We start from the raw sequence: 14,151 nt of genomic DNA, 5'->3' as shown, positions 1-14,151 counted from the left end.
CCCGGCTGTTAATGGACGCCGAGGTCCTGCTGGACACGGCTGATCAGGTCGGCCGACTCTGACTCGTCGAGCGCCCTATCGGTGACCTCCCGGAAGCACTCCTGGTAACGCGCCAGCAGGCTCAGGTCCTCGCCGCCGGTCATGCTGCCGGCGGCATGCTCGAGATAGAGAAGATCGTCGTCATCGGGAAAGCCCAGCAGGACAAAGCTGCCCAGCGTGCTGTAGTGCGCTCCCGCCTCGAAGGGGAGCACTCGCACGGAGACCTCGGGGCGGCTTCCGAGATCGAGCAGGAAGCTCAGCTGTTCTTCAAGCACCCCTTTGCCTCCGACCTGACGTCGTACGGCCGCTTCGTCGAGCACGAACACGCAAGCGGGCCTCCTCGAGTCGTCGAACATCCGCTGCTGCCGCTCCATGCGAAGGTCCACGATCCTGCTGAACATGCTCTCCTCCAGATTGCGAGGAGTGAGGAGGGCCTCTGCGTAAGCGCGGGTCTGCAAGTGCCCAGGCACCACGATGGGGTGATACGTGTGCAGAGAATCCGCTGCACCCTCATATCCCAGGTACTGGGCGAACTGCGGGGTGATGACCTCGTGATAACCCGACCACCAGCTCGGCCCCTTGCTGCCCCGCGCCGCCTGTTCCAGATCCTCGACCTGTTCGGGATCCCTCACCCCGTACAACCCCAGCAGTGCACGGAGGTCACTGACGGACACGCCGACCGTGCCGGTTTCGACCCGGATCAGCTTCGACTGGGACCATTCGATCTGCTCGGCTGCCTCCCGCTGGCTCAGATGTGCGTGCTCACGCGCCCGGCGCAGTGCGATACGTAGCTTGCGCCGGTTCAAGCTGGGGTCAATCTGATGTGTCATCGCCGCTCCTTCTCCGCGCACGTACCCCGAACCTGATCGGCCATGCACAGAAAGTTCCTAGCTCATTGCCTAGCTCATTATGCTCCAAGCTTTCTGCATAGAGCCAAACGGCCAATGAGTGGAGCGTCACACTCTGAGGAAGGGCCTGCGGCGACCTGCGCTGCAGTACGACCTGCCTCGCTCAACGTCACAGCCTGTGCCTGCGCTCCCGAACAGCCCATCTTTTTCGCACTGTTGGCGCGCAGGGGCGCGAAGGGGCGCGCAGCTCCACGGCGCGCAACCCGTCGCACGCTGGAATGCGCCCACCAGATCCACGTAATGCGGAGGCTCAGCAAACCGCGTGTGGCAGTGGCGCGGGCCCAGTACCTGCAGGACCGAGTCCGTGGTGATGGACACGGCCTACGGCCCCGTCGCGATCCATGCTCTCAGCTGGCCAGGCAAAGGACCCTATGTAGCCCCGCGACGTCCCGGCCCGGACGAACCACCCTTCTCCGCCTGCAAGGACAGTGTGTGACCAGTGCAGCCTTCGCCTCGCGGATGGGCGACTGCCGCGAGCAGATCGACGCCGATCATTAGCTGGCTGCGACCCGCCCCGGCGGCACGATGGTTTACCTGCCGCAGGAGGGACGGAACTACGGGCTTCTCAGCAAGGTCGAGATCGTGCGCCAGATGAACCGCGGTCTGTCCCTCGGTGAGGCTCAACGCGCCGTGGCAGCGCAGCCTGGAGATCGGCGGGGTCGCCACCGAGCCGGCGCCCTTCGGCATCGGTGACCTGGCGGCGTCCGTGGAGGGTGGTGACCCGTCATCGCTGCACTCGTCCTACTGGGCCTTGGCGCAGCGCTGGATATGGAGGCGATCCGGCACTCCGGCGTACCACGGATCGGGGTGACTACCGGCTCGCACACGGCCGAGGAGTTGCTGCAGGCGTGTGCCGCCTGGGTGGTGGACGATCTCACCGAGGCAGCCAAGTTGGTTGGCCGGTGACACGGCTGAAGGCGTCGAGCGCCGACCTGCCAGCTGCGGCAGCCATCGGCACGAGGGCTTCCCGCAGGCCTCACCAGATGGTGGGCAAGTACTTCCCAGCAGATTCTGTGCTGGTCACGATGCAGCCCTTATCGCAGGAGATGAGCCCGAGGTCTGTGCGGCATCAGTTTGGCGTGCCGGCCAGCGTCGGCCGCGTCGGCTACGACTGCAGCGAAGGAAATCCTGCGTCCTCGGCGGCCAGCGAACCGTCGGCGCCTACCTCCAGACGCTGCTGGTCCAGATCGAAGCCCAGTCTCTCGACCTCGGCCAGAACATCCATCCACAGCGCCAGGGCTGTCACAACCGACCACGGATCGCTGCGCTCATCATCCTTCAGCAGGACCGTCTCCGTGTAGCCGTCGCTACGCCTCTCGCCGCGAGCCCCCCGTTCTGCCAGCCGCGTTCGTCGAACCACAACCGTTTTGATGGCCCCCTCCACCAGCCGCGCATGTAGCCCCACCCTGAACGGGCGCGTGTACAGAACCTCCCAGCCGTTGCGTACGTGGAGCTGCAGCCTGGTGTTGCGTACCGAGTCCTCGCAGATGCCGATCTTCGCCATGGCGGGCCCGGTCGTCCGCTGCAGCAGATAGACAAGAGCCGGTTCACTGTCCTTGAAGCCGGTGATCTTGCACGCGCGGGGGCTGCAGGCGCCCTGGCCGCGGTAGAGGTTGCCCAGGCACGGGTTCACCGGACCGTCACAGCTCATACAGGTCCCCGCCCAGGGGATGTGGTGCTTTGGAAGCCCTCCGGATCGCTGGGGCGGAACCGGTAGACGAGCGCGCGCTGCCACGCCTGCTTCTTGGACAGCGGCGTGTCCGGAGCGCAGTGAAGACAGGCTCCTTGCCCCTGCATCACGTCGTGCAGGCGGGGGTGCACGCTGCGCTGACAGCGCAGACAAATACCCAGCCACGGATCATCCACCCGGACATAGAGAGCACTCGGCTCCACCTGGCCCCTCTCCCGCATGGTGGCGACGGCCTCATCGGGATCGATGGCGCGCCGTGCGCAGTACTTGCAGGCCATCGCACCTCGCCGGACCGCCTTGATCAATACCTTGACGGGCCTGCCCTGACGCGGGCAGCCCTCGTTGAGGCAGATGCATTCCATCCGGCCGCTGTTGTTCGTGTACGGCTCCAGCGGCTTGATGTTGGCCAGGGCGATCGTCTTTGCCAATTCCGCCTCGTCCAGCCGGAATTTCTCGGCCAGCGCACGGTCTGCACAGCCTCTGCAGCCGCGTGGTGCGTCACCGAATCGTCGTGCCTTGGAGGCGATGCTGTCGTACGTCGGATCGATGTCTGCACCGCAGCGCTCACACGTGCTCGGCCAGGACTCCTTGGCCTTAGACGTTGTTTCTTATGGTGTGTCTGAACATGCACGCTGGAGGGAAGCGAAGGCCGCGTCGGCGGAGTCGCCAGGGAACAGCAGCAAGACGGTGGCCCGGTTCGGCGTCGTGATGACGTAGTGCCGCGCCAGGTAGGAGAGATTTCCCCAGCTTTCTCGGGAATGGGCGCGCATCAGGACCTGGCCGCATTTCGTGCAGGCGATCCAGGGGACGAGCACGAGACCGGCCAGGTCCTCGGCCTCACCGATTGCCTCGTGGACGGTGTTTTCGTCGCTTTCGATCAGCTTCAGGGGGCCCGGTCTGCCTTCATCACGGCACTGAAGGATCTGGGGCGTGAGGGCCTCTCGCTCGCCCCAGGTCTCCGCGAGAACAGAGATCTGGGCCCTGTCTGTCTCGCTGATCGGCACCTGGTAGCCGAGGATGCCGGAGAGGAGCAGGCCAAGTCCCGCCTCCTGCTCTCCGATGCTCCAGCAGTCTTTGACCTCCTGGGCTTCGGTCTCCGGCAGCAAGGCGGCGAGCCGGTTCCATATGACGGCGTCGTCGGTCACCTGGCAGACGCTACCGGCCGGCGCTGACACCCAGACGTCGGAGGCAGATGAGCATGACCGCGATTGCAGTGAAGCCGATGAAGTGTTCGGGCTTCCGCTCGTAGCGCCGGTGCAGCCGACGGCACCCGGACAGCCACGACATGGTCCGCTCGACCACCCAACGATGACGGCCTAGGCGGGCTGAGCTCTCGACCCCGCGGCGCGCGATTCGCGAGACGATGCCGCGCCCCCGCAGCCATTTCCGCAGATGGTCGTAGTCATAGCCCTTGTCGCCATGCAGCTTGGCAGGCTGCCGACGGCGCGGTCCCCGGCGGGATCGAATGGGCGGGATGCCCATCACCAAGGGTTCCAGGGCCTGGCTGTCGTGCAGGTTGGCGCCCGAGACTGCGACCGAGATCGGCAGGCCGTTGCGGTCGCAGATCAGATGAATCTTCGACCCGTTCTTACCCCTGTCGGTCGGATTCGGTCCCGTCAGTGGCCCCCTTTGACAGCGCGGATGCTCACCGAGTCGATGGCGCACCGGGACCAGTCCAGCTCGCCCTGGGCGCCAAGTTCGTCAAGGACGACTCGGTGCAACCGGGCCCACACCCGGTCACGGCTCCACTGGGCAAACCGGCGGTAGACCGTCTGCCAACGGGCTCCGAAGACCGGGGGTAGCTGGCGCCAGGTGCAGCCGGACGTGGCGACGAACACGATCGCCGCCAGCACCTCCCGATCGCCAGCACGCCGACGGCCACCACCCTGCGGCCGCTGCACGACCGTCGGCGGTACAACCCGTCGGAACAACTCCCATAAACCGTCCGGAACCAGGTGCTCTACAAGCCTCTCCACGCCGGCTTAACGCCCCACTCCCGCCAAAAGAAACGGCGTCTGAACTGGCTCTGTCCGCCAGGGCGTTTCCATCATCCGGGCGGTGGCCAGGGCAAGCTCCTGGCCGTGGTCCTCGGCGACCATGGCCAAGGCCATATCCATCCCCGAGGTGACACCTGCGCAGGTCCACACCTGCCCGGTCCTGATGAAGGTCGGATCTGGGTCGACGACGACCCGCGGATACCGGGAGGCGAGCCGCCCTGCGGTGAGCCAGTGGGTGGTGGCTGGCCGTCCGTCCAGCAGCCCCGCCTAGGCCAGCAGATGCGCACCGGCGCAGACCGACCCGATCCGCCGGGCTCGCGGCGCCACCGAGCGCAGCCAGTCCACGACTTCGGTGTCGATCACCGGCTCGGCGACTGCGCCGCCGTGGCCGAGCAGCTCGATCGCACCCGAGACGAGCACAATGTCCAGCTGCCCGTCCAGCTCCGCCAGGAGCCGGTCGGCCACCAGCCGCACCCCGCTGGAGGTCCGCACCACACCGCCCTTGGCCGTCGCGACCTCGACCCGGTAGCCGGGGCTGCCGGTCCCGGCGAGCCGGGAAGCGACGGAGAAAACCTCGGCCGACCGGTGACGTTCAGGAGTTCCACGCCGGAAAAGGCGACGATGACGATGCTGCATGATTCGGGCACGTGACCGATGATTCCGTTCCCACCCGATGGCTGCAATGACCGGTTTCTGTCAGATCCGGCCATCGGCTCCATGACCGGCGGCCCGCTACTCGGCGCGCAGTACGGTCGCCGTCCGGGTCCGGCCGCTCGGCTGGTCGGCAAAAGCGCTCAGCATCGCGATCGCCACAGCCGCCCGGGACGTCTCGGACGGGGTGGCCAGAGTGAGGCGCTGGCGACCCGGAGGGCGAGGACCCAAAGCACAGCTGCACAGTCGCGGTCAGGACGTCCGTCCATAGCACCAGGGCGTGAGAAGCGACCACGGTTTGCCGCGCTCGGTGTCGTTGAGTAGTACCGTTTCTGCGTAGCCGACGCTCCACTGTTCCCCGAGGGCTGCCCCGTCGTCTCAGCCGCGTTCGGTGAACCACAGCCGTTCTACGGCCCCTTCCACCAGCCGCGCATGCAGCCCCGACCTGAACGATCGGGCGTAGACACCCCCCAGCCGGAACCTGCAACCGCGTGTTGCATGCGGAGTCCTCGCAGATGGCGACCTTCGCAATGACTGCCACCGTGGCGGAACACGCTCAGGGCACAGGAGCAGCCAGGCCCGGCGGTCCGAATTGAGCAGGCTTTTGCTCGGATGTCAGCCAGCCAGTACCCCCCGCGTCCACGCCGCCTGCGACGATCTACGCGGCATCCCCGAACGGCGTTCTTGCTGAGAACGCATCTGGGGGAGTTCTACTACTGAGTTAGAGCTTGCGCAGCCAATCGTCCGCCACTCCGTGTACGGCCTGCTCGCTGAGCCGCGCATGCGCGTCGTCGAGGCGGGAGGTGAGTTGGTCGTCGACGGCAACCACGCCATCGACCTGGCGGGCCGTGCTCACGGCGATCTCGGCTTCGGTGCGGCGCTCAAGCTGTCCGGTCAGTGTCACTACGCCTTCCTGCACAGTGATGTCGACGGCTTGAGGAGGCAAAGACAGGGTGCAGACAAGGACTTCGTCGATGATGTCACGGCGAATGTCACTGTCCGCCCGAAGGAAGATCTGCAGGAGGTCGTGGCGGGTGACGATTCCCACCAGCCGTTGCTCTTCGTCCACCACCGGCAGGCGTTCGATGCGATGCTTGGCCATTGCGCGCGCGGCCTTGGCGATGCCGACGCCGGCACCGACCGTGACGACGGGATGGGACATCAGCTGTCCTGCTGTACGAGCATGGGCCTTGGCCCTGCGCTGTCGTGAAGCAGAGCCGATGCAGGGCCAGCGGAAGCGGCGCGCGGGACGGTAGGGGCTGTCGGCCTCGACCTGGCGGACCAAGAGGTCAGATCCGGAGATTACGCCAATGACCCTCTCGTGGGCATCCACGATAGGAAGGCCGCCGATGCGGTGCTGGTGGAGGAGGCGGGCGACCTCCTTGAAGGAGGCGTCGCATCCAGCCTTGATGACATTGCTTGTCATCACTGCGCCGACCTTGCTGTGTTCCATGCCCTTCCCCTCCCTGACGAGGATGGAGATGCTGAAGTGCCAGCTGAAGCAGAGCGGTGGCCGGGACAAGCCCAAGTCATGCCACTGGTGGCGGCTGGACTTGCGATCCCACCACAGCATGACGCGGCACGAAGGGGGCGTCTATCCGTGGCGACACCCATATCCACGACCGGATCACTGTCAATTGAACGCCCTTCCTAGGGCCTTGGGCCACCCGGCCTCGACGGAGCGACCACCACCTGGCGGCGCGCTTCTGAGTCTGGAGGGCCGGGGTTTCGCACGGGCATCTGGTACTGAGTTGTTGCGCGGAGGTGTGCTGTGCCGGTGCGGGAGTTGAAGACGAGTCCCTGCTTCCGCCTGCTGTGATCACCCTCATCGCCCGCGGGTACGGCCCCTGTTCCCAGCCGGAGACTGTGCTGCGCTCACTGCCGCTCCCTCAGAAGGTCGCTGCATTACCAGAAGCCGAATCAGGGTTCAATGACGCCCCCACGATCACCCTGGTCCTGCCCTTGTCCACTGCGGCCGCCGGCCTGCCCACTTTCCAGCGCCTGGCCGCCAACGTCATCTACCAGCTCGTCACCGGCGGGCTGTTGGGTCTGGTCAATGGACGGTTCGGGGTGGCCGCACTGCGGCACATCGGTCTGTACCCGCTGACCACCGTCGGGTCCAGGATCATCGCCTAGGCCGTGGGAGGGACCGTGGGTGCCAGCGGCATCATCGCCGGCCTGGTCCTGGGTAATTCGCACTTGGCGCACCGGGCCGCCATCCGTTCCTTTGCCAAGGACATCGGACGGCTCGCCCAGATCGGCCTGTTCGTCGAACCCGGCGACCTGCCTTCTGCCATCCTGCTCGCCCTGGCTGTCCGCCTCACGCTCCTGCTCCGGGGCGGGCCTGTGTCCGTCGCCGCTTACCTGGCTATCTTCCGCGTTCCCTGACGGGAACAGGCGTTCATCTCCTGGGCGGGGCCGCGGGGCGCCGTGCCCATCGTGCTCGCCACGTTCCCCCTCGTCGGCGTCGGCCAAGCCAGGCACCTGAACATCGCGTTCGTCCTGGTAGCTGTCTTCATCCTCGTCCAGTGCCTCACCCGGCCTACAGCGGCTCGCGGGCTCGGCCTGACGCGGCCCGGGACCCTGCGGGAGGGCCAGGTCGAAAGTGCGCTCGTGGACGTCCTGGGCGCCGCCTTGCTGACTGTCGCCATTCCGTCCGGCTCGCGCCTGCATGGCGTGAGTGTCTTCGAACTCGGTCTGCTCCCGCCTGCCGTGATCACCCTCGTCGCCCGCGAGGGCACGGCTTTCGTTCTCCAGGCGGAGACTGTGCTGTGCTGCGGGGATGAACTCCTGCTGGTTGCTACTCCCATCGTCGGGTAGGCCATAGAGCAGTGGCTGCGTGCCATCGGCCGATGCGGCGAATTCGCCCGCTGGCTGGGTGAACAGGGCCACTTTGAACCCTCCGCCGGAGGGCATCGCGGCCGGGCGCGGCTCTGGCGGGCTGCGGCGCCGGGCGATCCAGGCGGCGGCCGGTTCGGTGTAGCGGGCGGTGAGCGGGCCGAGGACGACGAGGATCAGCACGTAGGCGGTGGCGAGTGGGCCAAGGCCAGGTTCGATGCCGGCGGTGACGGCGAGTCCGGCGATGACGATGGAGAACTCGCCGCGTGCTACCAGAGCGCCGCCAGCACGCCAGCGGCCCTTGGCCGAGATCCCGGATCGCTTGGCAGCCCAGTAGCCGGTGGCGATTTTCGTCAGGGCTGTGACGACGGCCAGCAGGAGGGCGGGCAGCAGTACTGGCGGGATGCTGGCGGGGTCGGTGTGCAGGCCGAAGAAGACGAAGAAGACGGCGGCGAACAGGTCTCGCAGCGGGGCGAGCAGGTTGTGGGCGCCTTCGGCGACCTCGCCCGACAGGGCGATGCCCACGAGGAAGGCGCCGACGGCGGCCGAGACCTGGAGCTGCTGCGCGAGCCCGGCGACGAGGAGAGTGAGGCCGAGGACAACCAGCAGCAGTTTTTCGGGGTCGTTGCTGGAGACGAAGCGGGAGATGTGGCGTCCGTAGCGTACGGCGGTGAGCAGGACGAGTCCGGCGACGCCAAGGGCGATGGCCAGGGTGATGCTGCCTGCCGCGAGTCCGGCCCCGGCGAGCAGGGCGGTGAGGATCGGCAGGTAGACGGCCATGGAGAGGTCTTCCAGGACCAGGATGCTGAGAATGACGGGGGTTTCGCGGTTGCCGAGGCGTCCGAGGTCGCCGAGGACCTTGGCGATAACGCCGGAGGAGGAGATCCAGGTGACTCCGGCCAGAACGACGGCGGCGACCGGGCCCCAGCCGAGCAGCACGGCCATGGCGGCGCCGGGTAGGGCGTTCAGCGCGGCGTCGACGAGGCCGGCTGGGTATTGGGTTTTGAGGTTGGAGACCAGATCGCTGGCGGTGTACTCCAGGCCGAGCATGAGCAGCAGCAGGATCACGCCGATCTCGGCGCCGATCGCGACGAACTCCTCGCTGGTGCCCAGCGGCAGTATCCCGCCCTCGCCGAAGGCGAGCCCGGCCAGGAGGTAGAGGGGGATAGGCGAGAACTGGAGCCGTCCGGCAAGCCTGCCGAGCAGCCCCAGGGCCAGGATGATCGCGCCGAACTCGATCAGGAAGATGGCGGAGGAGTGCACGCCGCCTCACTCCCGTCCGAGTATCGTGGCGGCCGCCTCCACACCCTCGCGGGTGCCGATCACGATCAGGGTGTCCCCGCCGGCCAGCCGAAAGTCCGGGGTCGGCGAGGGTATTGCCTGTGCCAGCCTCAGCACGGCCACAATGGAGGCACCGGTCTCGGTCCGCATCCGGGTCTCGCCCAGGACACGTCCGTTCCAGTACGAGACCGTGGACAGCTCGATCCGCTCCGCCACGAGCCCCAGGTCAGTGGTGGACAGCAGATTCGGACTGTGATGGGAGGGCGCCAGCGCGTTGATCAGCGAGGCGGCCTCAGGCTCGGTGAGACGCAGCGACTGCGCACACGCGTCCGGATCATCAACCTGATAGACGTTCACCGTCCGGGTCCCGTCCCGATGCGCAATCACTGACAGCTGGCGATGCTCCCGGGTCGTGAGGTCGTACCTGACACCGATTCCCGGCAAGGGCGTGGTGCTCATCCGCGGAGCAGGCACAACCCCTCCCTCCCTGTTCGTTGCGACGGTGATGCGGCGCACAGCGGATCACTGATAGTCCGGCGCGGCAGGGGGCTCATGCTGCCACCTGTGCACAGGCCACGGATATGGGTGTCAGCACGGATGGACGCGGCACGCCCGCAACGGTCACAGTGGGGCGGGGCAGTGACGCCCGCCGCAGGTCAGAGCTCTGAAACGGGCCGATCGGCGGTGGCAGGAGACAGCGGAGGTGAGGACCACCGGGAAGGAGCACTCGATCATGACGTTGTACTGGAGGATCTTTCTCCTCAACGCCGTGGTGCTCGTCGTCGCGGTCCTGCTGCTCCTGGGCCCGGTCACCGTCTCCACCCCAGTGCTGTTCGGCGAGGCGGTAGTCCTGATCGCCGGACTGGTGGTGATGCTGATCGCGAACGCCATCCTGCTGCGCATCGGACTCGCACCGCTGGCACGTCTGACCGGGGCCATGGCCACCGCCGATCTCCTCAAGCCCGGTAACCGCACGACCGTCACCGGACCCACCGAAGTCGCCAAGCTCACCCAGACCTTCAACGCCATGCTCGCCCGGCTGGAAGCCGAACGGGCCACGAGCTCCGGCAGGGCCCTGTCCGCCCAGGAAGCCGAACGCCAGCGCCTCGCCCAGGAACTCCACGACGAGGTCGGACAGACCCTCACCGCCGTCCTGCTCCAGCTCAAGCACGCCGCCGACCACGCCCCGCAGAGCGTTCGCGCCGACCTCCAGCAGGCGCAGGAGACCACCCGCGCCGGACTGGACGAGATCCGCCGCATCGCCCGCCGCCTGCGCCCTGGTGTCCTGGAGGAACTCGGCCTCCACTCCGCCCTGCGGGCGCTGACGACCGAGTTCACGAGCTCCCGTCTGAGCGCGACCGCGTACATCACCCCTGGTCTGCCACCGCTCGACCCGGGAACCGAACTTGTCCTCTACCGCATCACCCAGGAAGGGCTCACGAACACCGCCCGCCACGCCCACGCCACCCGCGTCGAAGTCCACCTGCGCCTTCTGCCGGACGCCACGGTGGGACTCCTGGTCCGTGACAACGGCCAAGGCATCGGGGCAGCGCCCGAAGGCGCCGGCATCAGCGGCATGCGGGAACGCGCCCTGCTCATCGGCGCCCACCTCGATATAGGCCAAGGCCCTCACGGCGGAACCGAAGTACGCCTGCACGTAACCGGCAGCGCGTCTGACGACCGCCCCCAGGAGAAAGCGCGATGACTGCACCGGCCCGCATCCTGCTCGCCGACGACCACGCCCTGGTCCGCCGCGGAGTCCGCCTCATTCTCGATGCCGAGCACGATCTGACCGTCGTGGCCGAGGCTGCCGACGGCGCCGAAGCCATCGCCCAGGCCCAGGGTATGGACATCGACCTGGCCATCCTCGACATTGCCATGCCCCGTCAGACCGGCCTGCAGGCCGCCCGTGAACTCTCCCGGGTCCTCCCCGACCTGCGCATTCTTATGCTGACGATGTACGACAACGAGCAGTACTTCTTCGAAGCGCTCAAGGCGGGAGCCTCTGGCTACGTCCCGAAGTCTGTCGCCGACCGCGACCTGATCGAAGCCTGTCGTGCGGCTCTGCGGGACGAACCCTTCATCTACCCCGGTGCCGAGTCCACTCTCATCCGCACCTATCTCGACCGCGCCAGAACCGGCGAACGGCTACCCGTGCGCCCCATCACCGAACGCGAAGAGGAGATCCTCAAACTCGTTGCCGAGGGACATTCGTCCAAGGAGATCGCCCTCCTCCTCGTGATCAGCGTGAAGACGGTCGAACGCCACCGCGCCAATCTCCTTCAGAAACTCGGCCTGCGCGACCGCCTGGAACTCACCCGCTACGCGATTCGCGTCGGCCTCATCGAGCCCTAGACCCAACAGCGGCCACCCCAGGCCACGTCGTCCACCGGAGGGGACCCACGTGCTGACACCGTTCGCCCTGCTCGTCGTGCTCTTCGCCCTCGCCGTGCGACACACGCTCAAGGCCGCCCGCCTGCCGGACATCCCGCACTGGCGCCGGTTCTTGCCCGCGGCGCTTCTGCTGGTTGCAGCCGGAGCAAGCCTGCTGCGAGCCGTTGACGTCCCCGAACCCGCTCAACTGATCGCTTTCCCCTGCAACATCGCCGCCATCGCTCTGGCCGGGAGAGAGATCCGAGAGCACCATGCCGACAGGCTGAGAAGCTGTCACAACTCCATTCGTCAAGCCATGCTGCGTAAAGCGCCGCGGTGATCCTGCCTGCGGTCCGTTCAACGTCGGTGAAAGCAACCTGTAAGCCAGCGCATCGTCTATACGAAGGGATGACCTGACCTGATGCATAACCCTTGGGACGGCGCCTCGTGACATCCGCTCGCGGTTGCTTCGCGGATCGCTTTCTTCTGCCTCACGCCGTGGTGCTTGGTCACGGTGGCCGGAGGCGGGACGTACCCAGACCTCTTTCTGTTGCGGATTTCCCCTTCTGGCTGCTGCCGGAGAGATCCTGCTGCGCGTCTTTGGCATTCCTCGGGTGGCGAATTTGGTCGGTTTCCCGTTGACCCTTGCCGCTGTCCTACCGTGCTTCCGGGTGGTTCGGGCTCACCGCCACAGGCGTGAATCCGACCTGTCCCCGAAGGATCTGCCTGTATGGCCGTCTGGTCACTCAGTGGGCTTGAGATGCAGAACAGCACTGACAACTGTCCTGTCTGCCCCAGGCGTTATCGGCGAACAGATATTGATCACCCTGACTAGTGCGCGATTCGGCCAATGCGCGCGCGGTTGGCGGTCGAGTGGGACAATCCGTTTCCAGGGGGCCTGCCCGGACCGCGGGACGCCAGCGTGCTTCTCCATCGGGACCCGGAAGGACCGGAAGGAGCCGTCGACATGATCGAGTGGGAGTCTCTGAGTACCGGGGCGAGGCCCGTCCCTCGCGCGGTCGCCACCCCCTTGGTGTGGGCCGCGGCCTTCGGCGGAGCCTTGGTGCTTGTGGCGCTCCTCAACACCCTCGTGGGCACCGACCGGCCCGAACTCGCCCTGATCGCACTGTCGTTGCTTTCTGGCCTGTTGGGTCTGGCGGCCCGCTTCACTGCGGCCCCCGGTACGGCAGTGCTGTGCTGGCTGATGCTCAACGGCTTCGCGGTCCCGCCTGCGGGCGTCCTCACTTGGGCAGGAGGCCGTGACACATTCTGGCTCACCTGCCTGTGCTCGGCGGCTCTTGGCGGCACGGTGCTGGCGCGGCTCGTCCATGCCCGCGCCGCCTACCGCCGCATCACGATGGCAGAGCCGGGCAACACACCCCGCGGCTCCTGACCGCTATCGGAAGGCACGTCCGAGCAGCAGGCTCGACAGGTCAGACGCCGGCCTGATTCCCGCACCGGATGCCGTCTGACTTACATGCAACCTCGGACCTTTCAGGCCCGGATAGAGTCCGTCCATTTTCAGCCACCGCTTCGTGCTCCAGTAGCCCCATCCTCTCTGCTGCTGCCCCGAGAGAGAATCGGCTGGATACGTCGAACGCCTCCATGAGCACCTCGATTCTTCGCTGTACGGTTCGATGCCCCATGTGGATTCTTCGCGCAATGGCTTCATCGGTGAGCCCTGCGTCCATCAAGCGGAGTATGTGCTGGTCGATGGAATCCATTCTGAAAGGTCCTCTTCCCCCGGTAGCCGGTCTCAGGGGGTCAGGTCTTGCGTCACCCCCGTGACAGACATCCCCCGTGCCTACTTTACCTCTTCATGATCAAGGCATTTCGTCATCTTCCGTCATGAACGAGGTTGTGGAAGTGGGAACTCGGCGGGAATGCGCAGCCAACGCCCGTGGATCTAGCGCTCGTTGACTCTCGAATGATCGACTCCATGGTGAGTCGGTCCGCCGAGGGCCGATCGTCTTTCAGGAGGGGAAAACTTGAACGGCAGAACTATGCGTCGTATAGCGGCGTTCACACTGGTCACCGGTTGCGTTGTCGGAGCCTCGCCAGCGATGGCACTGTCGACGTCGAACTCCTTCGTCGGCGTGTGGACCGAGAACGACGGCGGCGTCATGAACGTCAAGGACAAGAGCGCGTCGGAGATCGAACCGGTCAAAGGTGAGTACTACCGGGTAGCCCACCCCAACGACAGGCTCACCCTGTGGAACAAAAAGAACGGGCTGGGCTACTACGAAGACAACGACGGTGACCCCTGGACCGTCGAGAGCGGCAACCACAGCAGGATCTTCAAGCTGCAGGGGTGCCAGTACCTGCCGATCTACCCGGACAAGTGCACCGGATGGAAGTCCGAGTGAGCTCTCGC

The 14,151-nt window shown here is 66.3% G+C and carries 15 protein-coding genes and 1 pseudogene; 7 read left to right on the top strand and 9 right to left on the bottom strand.

The window, feature by feature from the left end; genetic code table 11:
- Positions 1–8: 8 nt before the first annotated feature.
- The gene (locus ACF07B_RS07065) at positions 9–869 is read right to left on the bottom strand and encodes a helix-turn-helix domain-containing protein (protein ID WP_392178062.1); all 861 of its coding nucleotides are present in this window, start codon (positions 867–869) and stop codon (positions 9–11) included.
- A gap of 691 nt (positions 870–1,560) precedes the next feature.
- On the opposite strand from ACF07B_RS07065, the gene ACF07B_RS07060 reads away from it, so the two are divergent.
- On the top strand, positions 1,561–1,758 hold the full coding sequence (locus tag ACF07B_RS07060; protein WP_392178061.1) for a hypothetical protein: 198 nt from the start codon (positions 1,561–1,563) through the stop codon (positions 1,756–1,758).
- Between the two features lie 294 nt (positions 1,759–2,052).
- Here the strand turns inward: ACF07B_RS07060 and ACF07B_RS07055 are convergent, their stop codons facing one another.
- The 4 genes from ACF07B_RS07055 to ACF07B_RS07040 form a co-directional block, all read right to left on the bottom strand.
- The gene (locus ACF07B_RS07055; protein ID WP_392178060.1) at positions 2,053–2,598 is read right to left on the bottom strand and encodes a hypothetical protein; all 546 of its coding nucleotides are present in this window, start codon (positions 2,596–2,598) and stop codon (positions 2,053–2,055) included.
- Entirely contained in the window at positions 2,595–3,065 is a 471-nt protein-coding gene (locus tag ACF07B_RS07050) for a hypothetical protein (protein WP_392178059.1), read from the bottom strand. The genes ACF07B_RS07055 and ACF07B_RS07050 overlap by 4 nt, the downstream gene beginning before the upstream one ends.
- A gap of 180 nt (positions 3,066–3,245) precedes the next feature.
- Positions 3,246–3,782, bottom strand: coding sequence for a hypothetical protein (locus ACF07B_RS07045; protein WP_392178058.1), 537 nt, complete (start codon positions 3,780–3,782; stop codon positions 3,246–3,248).
- A 10-nt stretch (positions 3,783–3,792) separates the two neighbouring features.
- Positions 3,793–4,613, bottom strand: a protein-coding gene (locus ACF07B_RS07040) for an IS5 family transposase (RefSeq protein ID WP_392178057.1) whose coding sequence is annotated in 2 segments (ribosomal slippage) — positions 3,793–4,263 and positions 4,266–4,613 — 819 coding nt in all. Because the reading frame shifts where the segments join, the coding sequence is not laid out codon by codon here.
- Positions 4,614–4,695: 82 nt separating this feature from the next.
- On the opposite strand from ACF07B_RS07040, the gene ACF07B_RS07035 reads away from it, so the two are divergent.
- Positions 4,696–4,905, top strand: a complete 210-nt coding sequence (locus tag ACF07B_RS07035; protein ID WP_392178056.1) for a hypothetical protein — start codon at positions 4,696–4,698, stop codon at positions 4,903–4,905.
- Here the strand turns inward: ACF07B_RS07035 and ACF07B_RS07030 are convergent.
- The 4 genes and pseudogenes from ACF07B_RS07030 to ACF07B_RS07015 form a co-directional block, all read right to left on the bottom strand.
- Positions 4,902–5,270 carry a DJ-1/PfpI family protein gene (locus ACF07B_RS07030; protein WP_392178055.1) on the bottom strand — a complete coding sequence of 123 codons (369 nt, stop codon included), beginning with the start codon at positions 5,268–5,270 and terminating at the stop codon, positions 4,902–4,904. The two genes, ACF07B_RS07035 and ACF07B_RS07030, sit on opposite strands and share 4 nt — an antisense overlap.
- A gap of 736 nt (positions 5,271–6,006) precedes the next feature.
- Entirely contained in the window at positions 6,007–6,738 is a 732-nt protein-coding gene (locus ACF07B_RS07025) for a CBS domain-containing protein (RefSeq protein ID WP_392178054.1), read from the bottom strand.
- Between the two features lie 1,465 nt (positions 6,739–8,203).
- A pseudogene (locus ACF07B_RS07020) lies at positions 8,204–9,386 on the bottom strand (cation:proton antiporter); the annotation flags it as partial.
- A gap of 6 nt (positions 9,387–9,392) precedes the next feature.
- Positions 9,393–9,863: a cation:proton antiporter regulatory subunit gene (locus ACF07B_RS07015; RefSeq protein WP_392178726.1), complete on the bottom strand. Its 471-nt coding sequence runs from the start codon at positions 9,861–9,863 to the stop codon at positions 9,393–9,395.
- A 274-nt stretch (positions 9,864–10,137) separates the two neighbouring features.
- Here ACF07B_RS07015 and ACF07B_RS07010 point away from each other — a divergent pair, with 274 nt between their 5' ends.
- From ACF07B_RS07010 to ACF07B_RS06990, 5 genes are all read left to right on the top strand, one after another.
- Complete coding sequence (locus ACF07B_RS07010; RefSeq protein ID WP_392178053.1) at positions 10,138–11,109, top strand: HAMP domain-containing sensor histidine kinase; 972 nt, start codon at positions 10,138–10,140, stop codon at positions 11,107–11,109.
- Positions 11,106–11,759, top strand: coding sequence for a response regulator (locus ACF07B_RS07005; RefSeq protein ID WP_392178052.1), 654 nt, complete (start codon positions 11,106–11,108; stop codon positions 11,757–11,759). Before ACF07B_RS07010 ends, ACF07B_RS07005 begins: the two co-directional genes overlap by 4 nt.
- Before the next feature lie 49 nt (positions 11,760–11,808).
- Complete coding sequence (locus ACF07B_RS07000) at positions 11,809–12,117, top strand: hypothetical protein (RefSeq protein ID WP_392178051.1); 309 nt, start codon at positions 11,809–11,811, stop codon at positions 12,115–12,117.
- 627 nt (positions 12,118–12,744) lie between these two features.
- Complete coding sequence (locus ACF07B_RS06995) at positions 12,745–13,170, top strand: hypothetical protein (protein WP_392178050.1); 426 nt, start codon at positions 12,745–12,747, stop codon at positions 13,168–13,170.
- A 670-nt stretch (positions 13,171–13,840) separates the two neighbouring features.
- Complete coding sequence (locus ACF07B_RS06990) at positions 13,841–14,143, top strand: hypothetical protein (protein ID WP_392178049.1); 303 nt, start codon at positions 13,841–13,843, stop codon at positions 14,141–14,143.
- The last annotated feature ends 8 nt before the right edge of the window (positions 14,144–14,151 follow it).

It is taken from the genome of Streptomyces sp. NPDC015532, assembly GCF_043078065.1.
In the GTDB taxonomy this organism is placed as follows: Bacteria; Actinomycetota; Actinomycetes; order Streptomycetales; family Streptomycetaceae; genus Streptomyces.
Note: the sequence above shows the minus strand (reverse complement) of the source record. Positions and strands in the feature narration are given on the sequence as shown.